Annotated in this window: 19 protein-coding genes; 10 read left to right on the forward strand and 9 right to left on the reverse strand. The window is 68.2% G+C overall.

The window, feature by feature from the left end; genetic code table 11:
- Positions 1-316: 316 nt before the first annotated feature.
- On the reverse strand, positions 317-1,660 hold the full coding sequence (locus FS845_RS22935) for a PLP-dependent aminotransferase family protein (RefSeq protein WP_144639737.1): 1,344 nt from the start codon (positions 1,658-1,660) through the stop codon (positions 317-319).
- A 112-nt stretch (positions 1,661-1,772) separates the two neighbouring features.
- Here FS845_RS22935 and FS845_RS22940 point away from each other — a divergent pair, with 112 nt between their 5' ends.
- Positions 1,773-2,264 carry a PaaI family thioesterase gene (locus FS845_RS22940; RefSeq protein ID WP_260986415.1) on the forward strand — a complete coding sequence of 164 codons (492 nt, stop codon included), beginning with the start codon at positions 1,773-1,775 and terminating at the stop codon, positions 2,262-2,264.
- Positions 2,248-3,180 carry a DMT family transporter gene (locus FS845_RS22945; RefSeq protein WP_144639739.1) on the forward strand — a complete coding sequence of 311 codons (933 nt, stop codon included), beginning with the start codon at positions 2,248-2,250 and terminating at the stop codon, positions 3,178-3,180. The genes FS845_RS22940 and FS845_RS22945 overlap by 17 nt, the downstream gene beginning before the upstream one ends.
- A 58-nt stretch (positions 3,181-3,238) precedes the next feature.
- Here the strand turns inward: FS845_RS22945 and FS845_RS22950 are convergent, their stop codons facing one another.
- The 6 genes from FS845_RS22950 to FS845_RS22975 all read right to left on the reverse strand — a co-directional run bounded on the left by FS845_RS22950 (position 3,239) and on the right by FS845_RS22975 (position 11,257).
- Positions 3,239-3,793 (reverse strand): acyloxyacyl hydrolase, encoded by a 555-nt coding sequence (locus FS845_RS22950; RefSeq protein WP_144639741.1) that lies wholly within the window; start codon positions 3,791-3,793, stop codon positions 3,239-3,241.
- Between the two features lie 181 nt (positions 3,794-3,974).
- Positions 3,975-4,850 (reverse strand): acetyl-CoA carboxylase, carboxyltransferase subunit beta, encoded by an 876-nt coding sequence (accD, locus tag FS845_RS22955; protein ID WP_144639743.1) that lies wholly within the window; start codon positions 4,848-4,850, stop codon positions 3,975-3,977.
- Between the two features lie 42 nt (positions 4,851-4,892).
- A complete protein-coding gene (gene trpA, locus FS845_RS22960) occupies positions 4,893-5,747 on the reverse strand; it encodes a tryptophan synthase subunit alpha (protein WP_144639745.1) in 855 nt (284 codons plus the stop codon).
- Positions 5,748-5,754: 7 nt separating this feature from the next.
- Complete coding sequence (gene trpB, locus FS845_RS22965; protein WP_144639747.1) at positions 5,755-6,954, reverse strand: tryptophan synthase subunit beta; 1,200 nt, start codon at positions 6,952-6,954, stop codon at positions 5,755-5,757.
- Positions 6,955-7,053: 99 nt separating this feature from the next.
- A complete protein-coding gene (gene argE / locus FS845_RS22970; RefSeq protein ID WP_144639749.1) occupies positions 7,054-8,205 on the reverse strand; it encodes an acetylornithine deacetylase in 1,152 nt (383 codons plus the stop codon).
- A gap of 817 nt (positions 8,206-9,022) precedes the next feature.
- Positions 9,023-11,257: a RelA/SpoT family protein gene (locus FS845_RS22975; RefSeq protein ID WP_144639751.1), complete on the reverse strand. Its 2,235-nt coding sequence runs from the start codon at positions 11,255-11,257 to the stop codon at positions 9,023-9,025.
- A gap of 76 nt (positions 11,258-11,333) precedes the next feature.
- Here FS845_RS22975 and FS845_RS22980 point away from each other — a divergent pair, with 76 nt between their 5' ends.
- Together FS845_RS22980 and FS845_RS22985 are read left to right on the forward strand one after the other, a co-directional pair.
- Positions 11,334-12,167 carry a zinc-dependent peptidase gene (locus tag FS845_RS22980; protein ID WP_144639753.1) on the forward strand — a complete coding sequence of 278 codons (834 nt, stop codon included), beginning with the start codon at positions 11,334-11,336 and terminating at the stop codon, positions 12,165-12,167.
- Positions 12,164-12,673, forward strand: coding sequence for a flavodoxin family protein (locus FS845_RS22985; protein WP_144639755.1), 510 nt, complete (start codon positions 12,164-12,166; stop codon positions 12,671-12,673). The genes FS845_RS22980 and FS845_RS22985 overlap by 4 nt, the downstream gene beginning before the upstream one ends.
- 9 nt (positions 12,674-12,682) lie before the next feature.
- Here the strand turns inward: FS845_RS22985 and FS845_RS22990 are convergent, their stop codons facing one another.
- Positions 12,683-13,036 (reverse strand): RidA family protein, encoded by a 354-nt coding sequence (locus FS845_RS22990; protein WP_144639757.1) that lies wholly within the window; start codon positions 13,034-13,036, stop codon positions 12,683-12,685.
- A gap of 51 nt (positions 13,037-13,087) precedes the next feature.
- Positions 13,088-14,266, reverse strand: a complete 1,179-nt coding sequence (gene pncB, locus FS845_RS22995) for a nicotinate phosphoribosyltransferase (RefSeq protein ID WP_144639759.1) — start codon at positions 14,264-14,266, stop codon at positions 13,088-13,090.
- A 731-nt stretch (positions 14,267-14,997) separates the two neighbouring features.
- Here pncB and fdxA point away from each other — a divergent pair.
- The 6 genes from fdxA (at position 14,998) to FS845_RS23025 (ending at position 19,965) form a co-directional block, all read left to right on the forward strand.
- Positions 14,998-15,321 (forward strand): ferredoxin FdxA, encoded by a 324-nt coding sequence (gene fdxA, locus FS845_RS23000; RefSeq protein WP_144639762.1) that lies wholly within the window; start codon positions 14,998-15,000, stop codon positions 15,319-15,321.
- Positions 15,322-15,361: 40 nt separating this feature from the next.
- Positions 15,362-16,135: a ferredoxin--NADP reductase gene (locus FS845_RS23005; protein WP_144639764.1), complete on the forward strand. Its 774-nt coding sequence runs from the start codon at positions 15,362-15,364 to the stop codon at positions 16,133-16,135.
- Between the two features lie 154 nt (positions 16,136-16,289).
- Positions 16,290-17,525 carry a polyhydroxyalkanoate depolymerase gene (locus FS845_RS23010; protein WP_144639766.1) on the forward strand — a complete coding sequence of 412 codons (1,236 nt, stop codon included), beginning with the start codon at positions 16,290-16,292 and terminating at the stop codon, positions 17,523-17,525.
- A gap of 74 nt (positions 17,526-17,599) precedes the next feature.
- Positions 17,600-18,406, forward strand: coding sequence for an electron transport complex subunit RsxB (rsxB, locus tag FS845_RS23015; protein ID WP_144639768.1), 807 nt, complete (start codon positions 17,600-17,602; stop codon positions 18,404-18,406).
- Positions 18,403-19,038: an endonuclease III gene (gene nth, locus FS845_RS23020; RefSeq protein ID WP_144639770.1), complete on the forward strand. Its 636-nt coding sequence runs from the start codon at positions 18,403-18,405 to the stop codon at positions 19,036-19,038. The genes rsxB and nth overlap by 4 nt, the downstream gene beginning before the upstream one ends.
- 153 nt (positions 19,039-19,191) lie before the next feature.
- Entirely contained in the window at positions 19,192-19,965 is a 774-nt protein-coding gene (locus FS845_RS23025; protein WP_144639772.1) for an ABC transporter ATP-binding protein, read from the forward strand.
- Positions 19,966-19,976 lie beyond the last annotated feature (11 nt).

A 19,976-nucleotide genomic window follows, 5' to 3' on the forward strand; every position in this document is an offset into this window, starting at 1 on the left:
TTGAAACGCTCGTCGTACTTCGCCATGCAAAAACCCCCGAAGGTCGGATCTCGTCCAACTTTCAGGGGTCAGTTCAAGTGATCGACGGGCTTTTTTTCACCGGCATCCCGGCGGCACCAGCTGCCTGGGCACACATCCGCCCATGGCGCAAGGGCGGCGATCACGTTGGCGGAGTCGCGACGTCGGAGACGGGCAAGACCATGGCGCACGCCGGCCTCTGCATGGCTCGGCATGGCCTGCCATGGCTCTACATCGCCCGGCATGACTTGGCATGGCCCGACGCCTGCGCATGGCCCGGCATCGCAACCGGGACCCGCTATATCGGGAAGGCCTCGATCGTCTGCCGCACCTGCCGCAGCACCGGCTTCAGTTGCGCCAGCGGCACCGAGCTCAGGCCCAGCCGCAGGGCGTGCGGCGCGTGGCGGGTGGCCGCGTAGGCCTCGGCCTTGGACACCGCGATGTTGCGGGCAGCCAGCGCGGCCGCGATGCGATCCATGCGCAGCTCCGCCGGCAGGGTCAGCCAGACGAACAGCGCAGCCGGATTGGCCAAGATATCCATCCCGTCGAAGACCTCGCGCGCCGTGGCCTGGCGGCGCCGCGCGTCGCGCCGGTGCGCGGCCTCCAGGCGCGCCACGGTGCCGTCCTCGATCCAGCGCGTGGCCATCGCCGTGATCACGCTGGGCAGGCTCCAGTGGCTGGCACGGATGTGTGCCTTGACCGCCGTGGCGCACGCCTCGGGCACCGCCAGCCAGCCGAAGCGCAGGCCGGTGGCCACGCTCTTGGACAGGCTGGACACGTAGAAGGTGCGTTCAGGCGCCAGGGCCGCCAACGCGGGCGGCGCGGCCGCGGCCAGGAACGCATAGGCAGCGTCTTCGATCAGGAAACACTCGTGCCGCCGCGCGATGTCGACCAGGCGCCGGCGCTGGGCGTCATTCAACACCCAGCCCAGCGGATTGTGCAACGTGGGCATCGCATAGATGGCGCGGACGCGGCCGCGCCGGCACAGCGCTTCCAGCGCATCCAGATCCGGGCCCGCAGGCGAACAGGGCACGGGCTGCAGCGGCAGCCCCTGCGCCCGGGCCAGCATCTTGAAGCCGGGGTACGTCAGCGCATCGACCGCGACGGCGTCTCCGGGACGCAGCACCGCGCGCGCGGCGATGTCCAGGCCCTGCTGGGCTCCGTTCACCAGGAACACCCGCCCGGGCGCAACGTCGATGCCGCGTGCGCGCAGCAGGAAGTCCGCCACGCTGCGGCGCTCGTGCGAGCGTCCGCCGGGTGGCTGTTGCTGCATGAGCGCTGCCAGGTCACCCGCCGACGCCAGCTTGCGCAGCATCGCGCGCAACAGTTCGGCTTGCCCGGGCAAAGTGGGATGGTTGAAGGACAGGTCGACCATGCCGGCGTTCAGGCGCGCCTCGTCCGCGCTGTCCCAGTCGCGTTGCCCGGGGGGCCGATCGCGCACGAAGGTGCCGCGGCCGGTTTCGCCCACCACCAGCCCCTGCGCCTTCAGGCGCGCATACACCTTGGTGGCGGACGCCAGCGCCACGCCATGCCGCGCCGCCAGTTCGCGGTGAGTCGGCAGCATGGCGCCCGGGGCCAGCCGTCCGGCGTGGATATCGGCCGCCAAGGCATCGGCCAGCGCATGCACGGGGGAAGTCGCCATCGCGTGTACCTAGGACAATTTTTTGATTGTCCTAGTCTACGGAATTACGCTGTGCCGCATAAGCCCGGGTTGCCCTGCCCCGGGCTGGCCTGCCTGCAAAAGATCTTCTGCCATGACGACGATGCCTGCTCCCACTCCCCTGCCCGTCCTCGAATACCTGCGCCGCCAATTGGACGGCACCCTGCGGCCCGGCGACACCACGCACCTACGCTATCCCACGGCGATCTCGCAGTTGCTGGACTTTCGCGTCATCGAGATCGGCGAGGCGATGGCGGTGATCGAGCTGGACGCCGACGCCCTGCGCCACGGCAACCAGCAGGGCACGGTGCATGGCGGCCTGCTGTGCGAGCTGGCCGACGCGGCCATCGGCACCGCGCATTCCACCTTGATTGCCGCCGCGGAGAGCTTCACCAGCATCGACCTGCGCGCCACCTTCCTGCGCCCGGTATGGCAGTCGCGCCTGCGCGCGCGGGCCCGCGCCACGCATCGCGGCCGCACCATCAGCCACTACCTGTGCGAGATCGAGCGCGACGACGGCAAGCCCGTGGCCAGCGTGACCAGCGCCGTGATGACACTGCGGGGCGGCCATGCACAGGGTCGTTGACGGCGCGGGACCGGAGGCCGGCGCCCGCCTGCCCGGCGTGCTCTGCGCCATCGCGGCCGTGCTGCTGTTCTCGGGCTTCACGCTGGTTTCGCGCCTGGGCCTGACCACCACCGCGCTGACGCTGCCCGACATCGCCCTGCTGCGTTTTACCGTGGCGGGCCTGCTGTTGCTGCCCTTGCTGTGGCGGTTCCGTACCAGCGGCCTGCGACTGCATCAGGCCGCGCTGCTGGCGTTCACCGGCGGATTGGGCTTCGCCCTGTTCGCCTATCTGGGCTTTCGCCTGGCGCCGGCCAGCCACGGCGGCGTGCTGGTGCACGGCACCATCCCGCTGTTCACCTTCCTGCTGCTGCGCGCCGCCACGGGACAGCGCGTCGAACGCGGCCGGCGCGTGGGCCTGGCGCTGATCCTGGCCGGCGTCGTCGCCATCGGCTGGGACAGCTTCGCCGGCGCGGCGCCGCGCCAATACGTGGGCGACGCCGCACTGCTGCTGGCTTCGCTGTGCTGGGCATCGTACGGCCTGCTGGCGCAGCGCTATGCGATCGCGCCGTTGCGCGCGGCGGCCATCGTGGCGCCAGGTTCGCTGGCCTGCTTCCTGCCGCTGTACGTGCTGCTGCCCGGCACGCGCATGACCGAGGCGGCATTGCCCGATATCGTGTTCCAGGCCTTGTTCCAGGGCATGCTGGTGGGCGTGGTGGCGCTGCTGGTCTACACGCGCGCCGTGGCCACGCTGGGCGCGCAGACCACCGCGCTGTTCACCGCGGCCGTGCCGTGCCTGACCACGCTAGGGGCGCTGGCGCTGCTGCAGGAGGTTCCCTCCCCACTGGCCTGGACCGGCGTGGCCACGGCGACGGCGGGCATGGCGATCGCCTTGAGCGCGGGACGCATGACCGTGCGCCAGCCCGGCCCGAGGGCGTAAAAAAACCCGCCGAATCCGGCGGGTTCATCGTCGAAGGCCAGGGCCGAAGGCGTGGTCGTCAGAACTGGTACAGATAGGTCAGCTGCAGCACGTTCAGGCCCGGATTGGGGCGCTTGATGCTGGCGTTGGAGAAGTGCGAATAACGCAGGCCGATGCGGCTGCTGTCGTTCAGCAGGAAGCCCGCGCCCACGTGATCGCCGAACTGGAAGGCAGTGCTGATGGTCTTGTCGGCGAAGGTGGTGTGGCTGAACACCGTGGCGCCGATGCCGGCCTCGAGGTAGAAGCGCTCGCCCGTCCACCAGCGGAACATGGGGATGGCGCTGGCCTGCCAGACGTGGCCCGGCTCACGATTGCCCTGCGCCCACCAGTACGAGGCGCCGAATTCCGGCGTGAGGTCGAGCCGGCCCCAGTTGCCGCCGAAGTTGTACGTCCAGACCGACGGGGTTTCGTACTGCAGCGTGATGCGCTGGTAATGGTCGCCCACGCCATAGTGCAGGCCGACACCGCCCTGCGTGCCTTCCTGGGATTGGGCCTGCGCCATCGAAGCGGCGCACGCCAGAGCCAACCCGGCGGCCAGCCCCGTGAGGGTTCTTTTCTTGTTGATGCTGTGCATGGAAGCTCCAAGACCGATATGTAACGACACGGCTAAACATATCAGAAAACCGTCCCTCTTATGCAGGGAGATTGTCTTCAATCAGCAACATGTGTGTTCGAAATCGACTTTGCCCGGTTCAATGCCCGGCCAGTTCCCCATGGATGGAAAAATGGCCGGGTCGCAGGGCGGAGCTTGCCGGTCAGGCGGCGACCGCGTCGGCCGGCTGGCGGGTCAATAGGGCCAGCAGGCGGGCGATTTCCTCGCGCAGCTGACGACGGTCGACCACCATGTCGATGGCGCCCTTCTGCAGCAGGAACTCGGAGCGCTGGAAGCCTTCGGGCAACTTCTCGCGCACGGTCTGCTCGATGACGCGCGGGCCGGCGAAGCCGATCAGCGCGCGCGGTTCGGCGATCACCACGTCGCCCATGAAGGCGAAGCTGGCCGACACGCCGCCCATGGTCGGGTCGGTCAGCACGCTGATGAACGGCAGGCCGGCGGCCGCCAGGCGCGTCAGCATGGCGTTGGTCTTGGCCATCTGCATCAGCGACAGCAGGCTTTCCTGCATGCGCGCACCGCCCGAGGCCGCCACGCAGATGAAGGGAGTGCGGTTGTCGATGGCGGCCTGCACGCCGCGGGCGAAGCGTTCGCCCACCACCGAGCCCATCGAGCCGCCCATGAATTCGAATTCGAAGCAGGCCAGCACGGTAGGAATGCCGCGCACCGAGCCGCTGACCACGACCAGCGCATCGGACTCGCCGGTCTGCTTGACGGCCTCGGCCAGACGCTCGGGATACTTGCGCGAGTCCTTGAACTTCAGGGGGTCCATCGAGCGCGTATTGCCGCCGATCTCGACGCGGCCTTCCAGGTCGAGCAGCGAGTCGATGCGCGTGCGCGAACCGATGCGCATGTGATGGTCGCACTTGGGGCACACGTGCAGGTTGGCCGCCAGGTCTTCGTTGTACAGCACCGATTCGCACGAGGGGCACTTGACCCACAGCCCTTCGGGCACGCGGCGTTGGCCGCTGTCGGCGGTCTTGTTGATGCGAGGCGGCAGGAGTTTCTCGATCCAGCTCATAGTGTGTCGTCGTCCCGTAGGGCAAATCGCGCGCGGCGCCGCTCAGGCGGCCGCGCTGTGTCGTTGGGTTTGGTCCAGGGCCGCGCGGATGGTGCGCAGCCACTGGCCAGCGGCGGCCACGGCGGCCTGGGTTTCCTGGCCGGGCGCGGCTGCGGCCACGGCGTCTTCGATGGTCTGGATGAGCTTGGTGCCGATGACCACGGCATCGGCATGGCGCGCCACGCGCGCCGCGCTGTCGGCATCGCGGATGCCGAAGCCCACGCCCACCGGGATGTCGACGTGGCGCCGGATCAGCTCCAGGCGTTGGGCGACGTCGTCGGTGTTCAGGCTGGCGGCGCCCGTGACGCCCTTGAGCGACACGTAGTACACGTAGCCGCGCGCCACGCGCGCCACCGACTGGATGCGCGCATCGGTCGAGGTGGGCGCCAGCAGGAAGATGGGGCAGATGCCGGCCTGGCCGAGATCGGCGGCGAAGGCGTCGATCTCTTCCGGCGGATAGTCGACCACCAGCACGCCGTCGACGCCGGCCTGCGCGGCGCGATGCGCGAAGGCCTGCTGGCCCATGCGCTCGATCGGATTGGCGTAGCCCATCAGCACCACGGGCGTGACGGCGTCGTCGCGGCGGAACTCGGCCACCAGTTCCAGCACGCGGGCCAGGCCCACGCCCTGCGCGATGGCGCGCTCGGCGGCGCGCTGGATCACGGGGCCGTCGGCCATGGGATCGGAGAACGGCACGCCCAGTTCGAGGATGTCGGCGCCGGCGCGCACCAGCTCGTGCATCAGCGGCACGGTGGCGGCGGGCGACGGATCGCCCGCGGCGATGTACGGCACCAGCGCTGCGCGGCCGGCTTCGCGGCGTGCGAAGGCAGCGTCGATGCGGTTGGAGGTGTTGGTCATGTCAGGCTCAGAACGTGATGCCCGCGCGCTCGGCGACGGTGTGCATGTCTTTGTCGCCGCGGCCCGACAGGTTGACCAGGATGATCTGGTCCTTGGACAGCGTGGGCGCCATCTTGGCGGCCTGCGCGATGGCGTGCGAGGACTCCAGCGCGGGCATGATGCCTTCGATGCGGCAGCAGTCGTGAAACGCCTTCAGCGCCTCGTCATCGGTGACGCCGACGTACTGGGCGCGGCCGCTGTCCTTCAGCCAGGCATGTTCGGGGCCCACGCCGGGGTAGTCCAGGCCGGCCGAGACGGAATGGGTCTCTTGCACCTGGCCGTCGGCGTCCTGCATGACGTAGGTGCGGTTGCCGTGCAGCACGCCCACCTGGCCGGCGGCCAGCGAGGCGGCGTGGCGGCCGCTGTCCATGCCCTCGCCCGCGGCCTCGACGCCGACCAGGCGCACCGACTCGTGGGGGATGTAGGGGTGGAAGATGCCGATGGCGTTGGAACCGCCGCCCACCGCCGCCACCACGAAATCGGGCTGGCGGCCGGCTTCCTCGGGCATCTGAACCAGGCATTCGTTGCCGATGACGGTCTGGAAGTCGCGCACCATGCGGGGATACGGATCGGGACCGGCCACCGTGCCGATGATGTAGAAGGTGTTCTCGATATTAGTGACCCAGTCGCGCATGGCTTCGTTCAGCGCGTCCTTGAGGGTGCGCGAGCCGGATTCGACCGGCACCACCGTGGCGCCCAGCAGCTTCATGCGGTAGACGTTGGAGGCCTGGCGGCGCACATCCTCGCTGCCCATGTACACCACGCATTCCATGCCGTAGCGCGCCGCCACGGTGGCCGTGGCCACGCCGTGCTGGCCCGCGCCGGTCTCGGCGATGACGCGCGGCTTGCCCATCCGCTTGGCCAGCAAGGCCTGGCCGATGCAGTTGTTCACCTTGTGGGCGCCGGTGTGGTTCAGGTCTTCGCGCTTGAACCAGATCTGGGCGCCGCCCAGTTCCTGCGACCATCGGCGGGCGTGGTAGACCGGACTGGGCCGGCCGACGAAATGCTTGAGTTCGTAGTTGAACGCCTCGATGAAGGCCGGGTCGACGCGGCTTTGATCGTAGGCGGTGCGCAGTTCGTCCAGCGCGTGCATCAGCGTTTCCGCCACGAACACGCCGCCATAGGGGCCGAAATGGCCCTTGGCATCCGGTAGGTCGTAAGGTTTCACCAGGGTTCTCCGGGGTGGCGGCCCAGCACAGACAGGGGCAGCACCGGTTTTGCAACCCGACATTTTACCGTAGCCGGGCGGGCGGCCCGAATCGTGTGCCTACAGCGCTTGGCCGAGCTGCCGCAGGAAGCGGTCGCAGGCGTCCAACTGGTCCAGCGCCACGAACTCGTCGGGCTTGTGCGCCTGCTCGATGTGGCCCGGTCCGCACACCACCGTGGGAATGCCCACGGCCTGGAAAAGGCCGGCCTCGGTACCATAGGCCACCTTGCGGGTGGCGCGGTCCTGCGTCAGGCCGCGCACCAGTTCGGTGATGGCGGCCTGTTCGGACGCCTCCAGCGCCGGCGCGGCGGCGCCCATCTGCACCTCGATGCGCGCGCCGTCGTACTCGGCCTTCATGCGCGGCAGCAGGTCGTCCCGCACGTAGCGCTCGACGTCCGCCTGGATGCTGTCGGGCGATACGCCCGGCAGATTGCGGAATTCGTACATGAACTCGCACAGCTCGGGAATCGTGTTGACCGCGATGCCGCCGCGGATCTGGTTGGTGGTCATGGTGGAGAACGGCACGTCGAAGAACTCGTCGTATGGCCCCTTGGCCTTCATGGCGTCGGCCAGCTCGCGTATGCGGCAGATCAGCAACGCGGCGTATTCGATGGCGTTGCAGCCGCGCGGCGTCAATGACGAATGTGCGGCCTTGCCGTGCACGCGGCAGCGGAACAGGTTGATGCCCTTGTGCGCCACCACCACATTCATCCCGGTGGGTTCGCCTACGACGCAGCCATCCGGGCGGATGCCGCGTTCCTTCAGCTCGGCCAGCATCACGGGCGCGCCGACGCACCCCACTTCCTCGTCGTAAGAGAACGCCAGGTGGATGGGTTTCTTGCGCGGCATGGCCAGGAACTCGGGCACCAGCGCCAGCGAGGAGGCGATGAACCCCTTCATGTCGCACGCGCCCCGCCCCTGCAGGGCGCCGTTCTTCTCGACCAGCTTGAACGGATCGGAGGACCAATCCTGCCCATCGACGGGCACCACGTCGGTATGGCCCGACAGCACGACGCCGCCCTCGGCGCTGCCGTCGGCAGCCGGCAGCGTGGCGAACAGGTTGGCCTTGGTCTTCTCGGGATTGTGCGCCAGCCAGGCCTGTACGCCCTGCGCCTTGAGGTAGTCACGCGCGGTCTCGATCAACGCCAGATTCGACTTGCGGCTGGTGGTGTCGAAGGCGACAAGCTGTTCGAGCCAGGAGCGGGTGTTCATGGGGCGTAGGTTTCTTTGTGGCTAAAAAGGCAGTTTAGGACGGCTGGAAGTCGTTCGGGGAGATGGGGCGGGTTTGTCCTGATGCGCGTGGTTGAGGGTTCAAGGTTCTTGAGGGATGGGTCAGAGTTCTTGAGCGCCGGGTCAGAGTTCTTGAGCGCCGGGTCAGAGTTCTTGAGCGCCGGGTCAGAGTTCTTGAGCGCCGGGGTCATGGCTGCGAAGTCCCGTCCTCGCGCTTTCGCGCTGCGGGCGCGACTTCTCCGCCATGCCCCCGGCTCACGTCATCTGGATGCCTGCGGCTCAAAACCTTTTTTCTCTCTCCATTCCTGGGCTGAACTTCTACTTCTCTCTCACCATGGCATGGCGCACTTCCGTCCATGATTCCACTGTCTGCATCCGATGGAGCGTCGACGCGATGAGCCAGCGATGTAATGCTCAGCATGGTCTGGAGGGAGAGAGGGGGAGCGTGCCTATGCGACGGCTGGTGCTCGAATCACCGGCGGCGCCTTGCCGACAGTGGCTTCACGGGCCGAGTACGCACGTCACATCGCCACGACAACGATTTTTGCGGCCACCGCATTACGCTGCATTTTGCGACCGCCGCATTGCGGCGCAGGGAGCCGCCTCCGTGCCGGAGAAGTCGCGCCCGCAGCGCGAAAGCGCGAGGACGTGACTTCGCAGGTATGGATGCGGCGGCTGAAGAACCCAATACGCCACCGCAATGAACCGAATACGCCCCCGCGATGAACCGAATACGCCACAGCACTGAAACCTGCTACAGGCCGACCGGATCACCCCTCACCCGACGAGCCAGGCACCCTCAGCGCCGATCCGCCCCCGTCACGCCCTGCACCGCCACCAGCGCATCCAGCGCCCGGTTCAGCACCTCCCCGTCCCGCACTTCGACCGTGAAGATCATGTGCGCCAACGACTGGCGGCTCTGGGTGTTCACGCCCACCACGTTCAGGCGCAGTCGGGCGAAGACTTCGGAAAGGTCGCGCAACAGCCCCGGGCGGTCGTGCGCGCGCACGCTGATGTCCACCGGATAGACCGTGTCGTGGGTCTGGCCCCAGGCCACGTCGATCACGCGCTCGGGCTCGCGCGCGGCCAGGGCCAGGTAGCTGGGGCAGTCGGCGCGATGGATCGAGACGCCACGGCCGCGCGTGACGAAGCCGGCAATCGTGTCGGGCGGGGCGGGCCGGCAGCAGCGCGCCAGCTGGGTCATCAGCGAACCCACGCCCACCACCAGCACGCCGCTCTTGCCGCCCGCCGTGACGCTGCCCGCGCCCGGTGCGTTGGCATGGCGCAGCGCATGCGGCTGCGGCTCCACGGCGGGGGCCGGCTGCTGGAACACCGCGTCGATCTGGCGCAGGCTGAACTCTTCCTTGGCGGCAGCCACGTACAGGTCGTCGGCGCGCGCGAAGCCCAGCGTCTGCGCCAGCTGTTCGAGGTTGACCGCGGTCTTGCCCAGGCGCTGCAGTTCTTTCTCGACCAGCGCCTGGCCCTGGGTGATGCGCTGCTGCAGCTCGATGGCGTTGAACCACGCGCGCACCTTCGCGCGCGAGCGCGGCGCGGCCAGGTAGCCCAGCTGCGGATTGAGCCAGTCGCGCGATGGGCCGCCCGCCTTGGCGGAAATGATCTCGACCGTCTGCCCCGTGGCCAGCCGCGTGTGCAGCGGCACCATCTGGCCATCGACCCGCGCGCCGCGGCAGCGGTGGCCCAGGTCCGTGTGCAGGTGATAGGCGAAGTCGACCGCCGTGGCGCCCTCGGGCAGCTCGATCACGCGGGCCTGCGGCGTCAGCACGTAGATGCGGCCGTCGCCCGTCTGCGCCGTGTCGGGCGTGTCCTGGCCGTCCGCGGCCTCGACCTCGGTGTTCCAGGCCAGCAGCTGGCGCATCCACGACAGCTGGCGGTCGTAGTCGCTGGACGCGGCCACCTGGCCGCCGCGCGCGCCGGCCTCCTTGTAGCGCCAGTGCGCGGCCATGCCGTATTCGGCGAACTGGTGCATCTCCCGCGTGCGGATCTGCACCTCGAAGGGGCGGCCGTCGTGGTCGCTGACCACCGTGTGCAGCGAGCGGTAGCCGTTGGGCTTGGGCCGGGAAATGTAGTCGTCGAAGGCCTCGGGCAAGGGCGTCCACATCTCGTGCACCAGGCCCAGCACGGCGTAGCAGGCGCGCACGTCGTCGACGATGACGCGCAGCGCGCGCAGGTCGAACAGTTGCGAGAAATCGAGCGTCTTCACGCGCATCTTGTTCCAGATGCTGTAGATGTGCTTGGGCCGGCCGCTCACCTCGGCCGCGATGCCTGCGGCCTTGAGCGCGCCGCGCAGGCGCTCGATGGCGCCGGCGATGAAGGCCTCGCGCTCGACGCGCTTTTCCTCGAGCAAGCGCGCGATTTCCTTGTAGCGCACGGGTTCGAGGAAACGGAACGCGAGGTCTTCCATCTCCCACTTCAATTGCCAGATGCCCAGCCGGTTGGCCAGCGGCGTGTACAGATCGAGCGTCTCGCGCGCGAAGGCCGGATCGCACGGCGCCTTGGTCTCGGCATGCCAGCGTAGGGTCTGCAGGCGCGAGGCCAGGCGCATCAGCACGATGCGCAGGTCGGCCGCCATGGCCAGCAGCATCTTGCGCTGCATCTCTTTCTGGCTGCCGCTGTCGGCCGAGGCATCGCTGGCCTGTCGCGCCACCGCGCCCAGCCGCAACAAGGCGCGGGCGCCGTGCACCAGGCGCGCCACCTCGGCGCCGAACTCGGCCGCCACGGGATCGTTGCGCGGCGCCGGCACGGGCGCCATCGGGTCGTGCGGCAACGACACCAGCAAGGCGGCGGCGCGCGTGGCGGCGTCGGTATGCAGGCTGGCCAGCAGGCGCGACACGCCGGCCGCGTGGCTGCGCAGCGGCTCGCCCGTCAGCGCCAGCTGGTCGTCGAAACGCGGCCCGGCCCAGGCGGCCGCCCGCTCGACCAGGCGCGCGCCGTCGTCGTCGAGCCCCTGCACGGCGGCCTGGCGCCAGACGGCGTCGAACGGACCGGGCGAAACAGGATCGGAAGGGACGGACATTGCGCGCAACGAGGACGGACCAGGGAGATTTTCTAACTCTACACTAAGGGTCCGAAGCAACCCCAGGAATCCCATCATGTTTCGATGGCTGCGCGGCCGTGGGGCCGCCGCCCCCGACGTGGCCCAGATGCAGGCCCGCATTCCCGACGACCTTTGGCTGCAGGTGCTGTCGGCCTATCCGTTCCTGGCGCCGCTGTCGGCGCCCGAGCGCGAGCAGTTGCGGGCGCGCTGCGCCTGGCTGCTGGCCAGCAAGAACATGAACGGCGCGCGCGGCCTGGAACCCACCGATTTCATGCGCCTGGCCATCGCCGCGCAGGCGGCGCTGCCCATCCTGCATCTGTCGCCCGCGCTGTACGAGGGCTGGGACGAGATCATCGTCTATCCCGAGGGCTTCGCCATCCCGCGCCGCCAGATGGACGAGGACGGCGTGGTGCACGAGTACACGGAAGAAGCCGCGGGCGAAGCCTGGGACGGCGGGCCGATCGTGTTGTCCTGGAGCGATCCCGATCCCGAGGCCGGCGCCTTCAACGCGGTCATCCACGAATTCGCCCACAAGCTGGACTTGCACTCGGGCGAGGCGGACGGCATGCCGTCGCTGGCGGCGCATGCGGACCTCAAGCCCCGCGTGTGGCGGCAGGTGCTGCAGGACAGCTACGAGCGCTACGTGGCCGCGCTGGAGGCCGTGGAGGCCGCCATCCCGCCCGACGTCGATCCCGAAGGCGAGGATGCAGACGTCTGGTATGCCAGCCTGCCGCTGGATCCGTACGCGGCTACCGACGAAGCCGAATTCTTCGCCGTCAGTTCCGAGCACTTCTTCATCGACCCACTGCCGCTGGCGCAGGCCCTGCCCGAATGGCATGCCCTGCTGCAGGCGTACTACCGCCAGGACACCCTGGCGCGGCTGGCGTGAAGACGCTGCTGATCGTCTGGCATTCGCGCACCGGCGCGGCGCGCGCCATGGCCGCGGCGCTGGAACGCGGGGCACGCCAGGCGGCCCGCGACCTGGAGTCCGCGCCGTTGCTGGCGGTGGTGTGTCGACGCGCCGGGCGCGCGCGGCCCGGGGACGTGCTGCATGCCGACGGCTACCTGTTCTGCGCGCCCGAGAACCTGGGCTCGCTCAGCGGCGAAATGAAGGAGTTCTTCGACCGCAGCTACTACGCCGCATTGGACCGCATCGCGGGGCGGCCCTACGGCCTGGCAATCAGCGCGGGCACGGACGGCGCCGGCGCCGCGCGCCAGGCCGAGCGCATCTGCACCGGCTGGCGCCTGCGCGCCGCGGCGCCGGCCCTGGTGGCGCGCAACGGCGCGCAGACACCCGAGGAGATACTGGCCGACAAGACCGTACCGGCAACCGTCCTGGCGCAGTGCGAGGAACTGGGCGGCCTGCTGGCCGCCACGTTGCTGGCGGGCGTGTAGGGCCCGAGATCAGCCTATTGCCGCCGTGACGACGATCTCGACCTTGTAGTCGGGGTTGGCCAGGCGGGCTTCGACGGTGGCGCGGGGGGGCGAGTTGCCGTCTGCGACCCATGCGTCCCAGGCCTTGTTCATGCCGTCGAATTCCTTCATGTTCGTCACGAAGATCTGGGCCATGAGGATCTTGGTCTTGTCGGTGCCGGCCTCGGCCAGCAGGCGGTCGATCGTGGCCAACACCTGCGCCGTCTGGCCGGTGATGTCCAGCGTCGCGTCGTCGGGCACCTGGCCGGCCAGATAGGCCACGCCGTTGTACACGGCCATGTCGGACAGGCGCTTGGCGACGTTGAAACGCTTGATGCTGCTCATGAAACTTCCCCTTGCTGGAAGAGAGTGGGCGGAAAAAGAAAGCGCCGCGCCTCACGCGGGCGGCAACTGGAACACCTGGCGCAGATAGGCCAGGTAGGCCGGATCGTCGCACATGGTCTTCTCGGGCGCGTCGGACACCTTGGCCACCGGCTGGCCGTTGCAGCGGACCATCTTCATGACGATCTGCAGCGGCTCGTGGCCCAGGTCGTTGGTCAGGTTGGTGCCGATGCCGAACGACACCTTGCAGCGGCCGGCGAAGCGGCGCGCCAGCTCGATGGCGCGCGGGAACGTCAGGCCGTCGGAAAACACCAGCGTCTTGGCGCGCGGATCGGTACGGTTGACGCGGTAGTGCTCGAGCATGCGCTCGCCCCACACGAAGGGATCGCCCGAATCGTGTCGCGCGCCGTCGAACAGCTTGCAGAAATACATATCGAAGTCGCGCAGGAACGCATCCATGCCGTACACGTCGGATAGTGCGATGCCGAGGTCGCCGCGGTATTCCTTGGCCCACACCTCGAAGGCGAAGACCTGCGAATCGCGCAGCCGCGGCCCCAGTGCCTGGCAGGCCTGCAGATATTCGTGGCCCATGGTGCCCAGGGGCAGCACGCCGTGGCGCATGGCCAGCAGCACGTTGCTGGTGCCGGCGAAATGCGGGGCCATCTGCGTCTGCATGGTGGTCACGACTTCCTCGTGCCACAGCTTCGAATAGCGCCTGCGCGTGCCGTAGTCGGCCACGCGGAAGTCGGCCAGCGCGGGATCATCCAGCACCAGGTGCATCTTGGACTGCAGCCGCCGCCGCCCTTCTTCCCAGTCCGCGTCCTTGCTGGTGTTGCGGAAATAGACCTCGTTGACGATGGCCAGCACCGGGATCTCGAACAGGATCGTGTGCAGCCACGGTCCCTTGACCGAGATGGATATCTCGCCCTCGTGCTCGGGGTCGGGACTGACGGTGATGCAGCGCTCGGGCAGGTGGAACAGGCCCAGGAAGTCGACGAAATCGCTCTTGATGAAGCGCAGGTTGCGCAGATATTCGAGCTCGGCCTCGGTGAAGCGCAGCTGGCACAGATGGCGGATTTCCGCGCGGATCTCTTCCAGGTATGGACGCAGGTCGATGCCGGCGGTGCGGCACTTGTAGCGGTATTCGACCTGGGCGGCGGGAAACTGATGCAGCACGACCTGCATCATGCTGAATTTGTAGAGGTCGGTGTCGAGCAGCGAAGTGATTATCATGATCGCGCGATTCGTTTCGGCAACCATACCACGGGGGGGGCTTTGCGAGGGCGGGGCCCTCGCGCTCCCTGGGGTTTCTTGGCATATCCCGGTTGGAGTTCTTGAGGGGTATCGTGGCTTGAGTTCTTCTGGCGCCGCACGCTCGCCTGCGAAGTCCCGTCCTCGCGCTTTCGCGCTGCGGGCGGGACTTCTCCGGTGACCGCGCGGCTCGCAGCTGTGCGTAATGTCGCGTTGCTTTTCTCTCTCTTCCAGGCGGGATCATTTCCCTCCCCCCAAGAAAACCGTTGGCCATATATGTGTGATGTACGGCGCTTGGAATTTTGGGATGCGACGCTGAATTTGCTGATGCGGCGCCTGATATCTACTGTTGATGCGACGCCTGGAGTCGCAAGTACAACGCCCTAGGGCGGTTTGATCGCGGAACCTGGGACGGCTTGAGCCGGCGGCATGGCTGCGAAGTCCCGCCCGCAGCGCGAAAGCGCGAGGACGGGACTTCGCAGCCATGACGCCGGCGCTCAAGAACCCAGATCGACGCAACGAGAGAGCCCCAGATCGACCGAACGAGAGCCCCCATCGAAGCACCACGGCATCCCGCATCGATCTCTGTCAAGACCGCCCCATGCGTCCCCGCCCCAGGAAACGCCATGCCCCTCCCGGGGTTATGATCACGCCGCCCCGGCGCATTGGGTAAAATCGTTCCATTGACGCGCCGCCTGTCCGGAGTTTCCTGAATGACCCATGTAGTCACCGAAAACTGTATCAAGTGCAAATACACCGATTGCGTGGACGTTTGCCCGGTTGACTGTTTTCGCGAAGGGCCGAACTTCCTGGTGATCGACCCCGACGAGTGCATCGACTGCGCCGTCTGCATCCCCGAGTGCCCGGCCAATGCCATCTATGCCGAAGAAGACGTGCCGCAGGACCAGATGAAGTTCATCGCCCTGAACGCCGAGCTGTCCGCCGATTTCCCCAGCATCAGCCGCGCCAAGAAGCCGCTAGCCGATGCCGACGAGTGGAACGGCAAGGAAGACAAGCTGCAATTCCTCGAGCGCTGAGGCGCGCCGGCGGCGCTTGCGCGCACCCGCCACATTGCCGATGACCGACAGCAAGTACACCCGCCAGACCGTCACCCAGGTACGCACCTGGGTGCCCGGCAAGCTCTTCTCGGTGCGCGTCACGCGCGATCCGGCCTATACGTTCCAGCCTGGCCAGTTCGCGCGCGTGGGGCTGCCCGCCGACCCCACCGATGCGCATGCCGAACCCACCGTGTGGCGCGCCTATTCCATGGTGTCCGCGCCCAACGAGGACTGGCTCGAGTTCTACTCCATCGTGGTGCCCGAGGGCGAGTTCAGCCCGCGCATGGCGCAGCTGCGGCCCGGCGACGCGCTGTACGTCGACAGGACGGCGTTCGGCTTCCTCACGCTCGATCGCTTCCCCACCGGCGAGCACCTGTGGCTGCTGGCCACCGGCACCGGCCTGTCGGCCTTCCTGTCCATGCTGGACGATCCGGCCGTCTGGAAGCGCTTCGACCGCATCGTGCTGGCGCACGGCGTGCGCACGGCCGAGGAACTGGCCTACCGCGACGAGATCGCCGCCTGGCAGGCCGCCGCGCCCGGCAAGCTCATCTACCTGCCCATCGCCACGCGCGAGACCCTGCCCGGCATGCCGCAGGCTCGCCTGACCACGCTGATCGCCGACGGCGGGCTGGAGCAGCTGGCCGGCCTGCCGCTTGATCCGGCGCCCGCCCGCGTGATGCTGTGCGGCAACCCCGAGATGCTGGCCGATGCCCGCAAGCTGCTGGGCGAACGCGGCTTCGCGCCTGGCCGGCGCGGCATTCCCGGCACGCTGGCAGTGGAAAACTACTGGTAGCGGCCCGCCGCCCCACCACGACTTAGCCCGCCTCGAAGCCCCTTTCCAGTCGTTTTTTTGCAACGCAGCAAGGAACCTCGACCACCCGTAACAGACTGTTTGGAAATATGCTTATTTCCCTCAGCAAACAGGCCTAGCAAGGGACACCGAATCGATGCTGTACCAATTGCACGAAATGCAGCGGGCTTTCCTGCGCCCGCTGGCCGAGTTCACCGACGCGGGTTCGCAGTGGTTCTCCAGTCCCTACAATCCCCTGTCCTACACGCCCATCGCGCGCCAGATGGCCGCCAGCCTGGCGCTGGTGCACCGCATCGGCAAGGACTACCACAAGCCCGAATGGCAACTGCACGCCACCGAGATCAACGGCAAGCCGGTCGCGGTGCGCGAGGCCTGTGTGGTCGACAAGCCCTTCTGCCGCCTGATCCACTTCGAGCGTGACCTCGCCCGCAACGCCGCCGCCCGCAAGGATCCGCGCGTGCTGCTGGTGGCGCCGCTGTCGGGCCACCATGCCACGCTGCTGCGCGACACCGTGCGCGCCCTGCTGCCCGCGCACGACGTGTACGTCACCGACTGGGTCGACGCGCGCATGGTGCCGCTGGCCGCGGGCCCGTTCCACCTGGACGACTACGTGCGCTACGTGCAGGAGTTCATCCGCACGCTGGGCGCCGACGCCGACGTGCACGTGATCTCGGTGTGCCAGCCCACCGTGCCGGTGCTGGCCGCCATCTCGCTGATGGCCAGCGCCGACGAGCCCGTGCAGGCCCGCACCATGACCATGATGGGCGGCCCCATCGACCCGCGCCAGTCGCCCACGCAGGTCAACGGCCTGGCCACCACCAAGCCCTACGAGTGGTTCGAGACGCAGCTGATCCACACGGTGCCGGGCAACTACCGCGGCGCCGGCCGGCGCGTCTATCCCGGCTTCCTGCAGCACGCCGGCTTCATCGCGATGAATCCCGATCGCCACCTGAAGTCGCACTACGACTTCTACCTGGACCTGCTGCGCGGCGACGACGGCGACGCCGAGGCGCACGTGCGCTTCTACGACGAGTACAACGCCGTGCTGGACATGCCGGCCGAGTTCTACCTCGACACCATCCGCACGGTGTTCCAGGAGTTCCGCCTGCCCAACGGCACCTGGGTCGTGGACGGCCAGCCCGTGCGCCCCGCCGACATCCGCAAGACCGCGCTGCTGACCATCGAAGGCGAACTGGACGACATCTCGGGCCAGGGCCAGACCCGCGCGGCCATCGACCTGTGCCGCGGCCTGCCCGCCGCGCGCAAGCAGCATTACCTGGCCAAGGGCGCGGGCCACTACGGCATCTTCGCCGGCCGCCGGTGGCGCGAGACGATCTGCCCTAAAATCGCGGCATTCATACGCCAGTCCTGAGCGGACCGGCGCACCGGGGCCCGCCGCGGCGCATCGCGCCCGCGGGCTCCGCGCCTCGCTTCGCTTCATCGCCCATGCCTTCCCTTCCGACGCTCGCCGAGCGCATCGACGGCCTGCTGCCGCAAACCCAGTGCACCAAGTGCGGCTATGACGGCTGTCGCCCGTACGCCGAGGCCATCGCCGCCGGCGACGCCGCGATCAACCGCTGCCCGCCGGGCGGCCAGGACGGCATCGCCGCGCTGGCGCGCCTGCTGGACACGCCCGGACTGCCGCTGGACCTCACGCGCGGCCATCCCGGCCCGCTTACCGCCGCCGTCATCGACGAGGCCCATTGCATCGGCTGTACGCTGTGCATCCAGGCCTGTCCGGTGGACGCCATCGTGGGCGCGGCCAAGCGCATGCACACCGTGCTGCCCGAGCTCTGTACGGGCTGCGACCTTTGCGTGCCGCCCTGTCCGGTCGACTGCATCGCCATGGTGCCCGCCGGCCGCGCGTGGACGCCCGCCGATGCCGACGCGGCGCGTGCGCGCCACGTGGCGCGGCGCGAGCGGCTGGCCCGCGCGCCGGCCGAACAGCAGCGTCTGATGGCCGACACGGAGGAAGACCTGGCGCCGCGGGACCTCCGCGCGGGCCCGACGGCCTCGCCCGGTGCCGCCGGCCAGATTACCGCGTCGGGGGATGCCGAGGCAGCCGGTGCCGGGGCGGCTACCGCCGCGCGGGCCAGTGCCGCGATGCTCGACGCCGCCTCGGCCAGCCCCGCGCCTGGCGGCGCCGAGTCCCCCGCTGACATATCCGCCCCCTCCGACGCCGACCGCCGCCGCGCCGCCATCGAATCCGCCCTGGCGCGCGCCCGCGCCCGACGACACGCCGACCGTCCATGAATGCCGCCAAACGCCGCGAGATCTTCGCCCGCCTGCAAGCTGCCAACCCCACGCCCACCACCGAGCTGGAATACGGGACGCCCTTCCAGCTGCTGATCGCCGTGCTGCTGTCGGCGCAGGCCACCGACAAGTCGGTGAACCTGGCCACGCGCAAGTTCTTTCCCACCCACGGCACGCCGCAGGCCCTGCTGGACCTGGGCGAGGAAGGCCTGTCCGAGTTCATCAAGACGATCGGCCTCTACCGCACCAAGGCCAAGAACACGATCGCCACCTGCCGCCTGCTGCTCGAGCGCCATGGCGGCGAGGTGCCGCGCGACCGCGAGGCGCTGGAGGCGCTGCCCGGCGTGGGCCGCAAGACCGCCAACGTGGTGCTGAACACGGCGTTCGGCGAGCCCACCATCGCCGTGGACACGCACATTTTCCGCGTGTCCAACCGCACCAACATCGCGCCGGGCAAGAACGTGCTGGACGTGGAACTGAAGCTGGAGAAGGTGATTCCGCCCGAATACCGGCTGGACGCCCATCACTGGCTGATCCTGCACGGCCGCTACGTGTGCGTGGCGCGCAAGCCGAAATGCCCGCAGTGCGGCATTTCCGACCTTTGCGAATTCAAACAGAAAACCGCGGCGTGACGGCGGACCGCGCCTGGCGCGGCCCTGTCATAAATCCAGCATATCGGCCGGCGTACGCTGCGCAGCACAATACTATGAAAAACCCTCATGGCAATTTGCCATATGGGTGCGCATACTCGCCGCAATCATATAAAACGATGTTGGTATGCCGATATGGACGATGCCATCCTGGAGACAAGAAAGCTGACCAAGGAGTTTCGCGGCTTCGTGGCCGTGAACGGGGTCGACCTGCGCGTCAAGCGCGGCCAGATCCACGCCTTGATCGGGCCCAACGGGGCAGGCAAGACCACCTGCTTTAACCTGCTCACCAAGTTCCTGTCGCCCACCTCGGGCAGCATCGTCTTCAACGGCGTCGACATCACCCGCGAACGCCCCGCGCAGATCGCCCGCCGCGGCGTCATCCGCTCGTTCCAGATCTCGGCGGTTTTCCCGCACCTCACGGTGCTGGAGAACGTGCGCATCGGCCTGCAGCGCAAGACGGGCACGTCGTTCCACTTCTGGAAAAGCGAATCGCGCCTGCACAGCCTGGACCGCACCGCGATGCAGCTGCTGGAACAGGTCGACCTGGGCGCCTTCGCCAACGAGACCACCGTCAATTTGCCCTACGGCCGCAAGCGCGCGCTGGAGATCGCCACCACGCTGGCGATGGAACCCGAGCTGATGCTGCTGGACGAACCCACGCAGGGCATGGGGCATGAAGACGTCGACCGCGTCACGCACCTGATCAAGCGGGTCAGCGAGGGCCGCACCATCCTGATGGTGGAACACAACATGAACGTCGTGTCCTCGATCGCCGACACCATCACCGTGCTGGCGCGCGGCGCGGTGCTGGCCGAGGGATCGTACGCCGTCGTGTCCAAGCACCCCGCGGTGATGCAGGCCTACATGGGCACCACCGATGGCGAACTTCAAGGAGCGCATGCATGAGCCTTACTCAA

Source organism: Bordetella genomosp. 13 (assembly GCF_007679965.1).
GTDB lineage: Bacteria > Pseudomonadota > Gammaproteobacteria > Burkholderiales > Burkholderiaceae_B > Bordetella.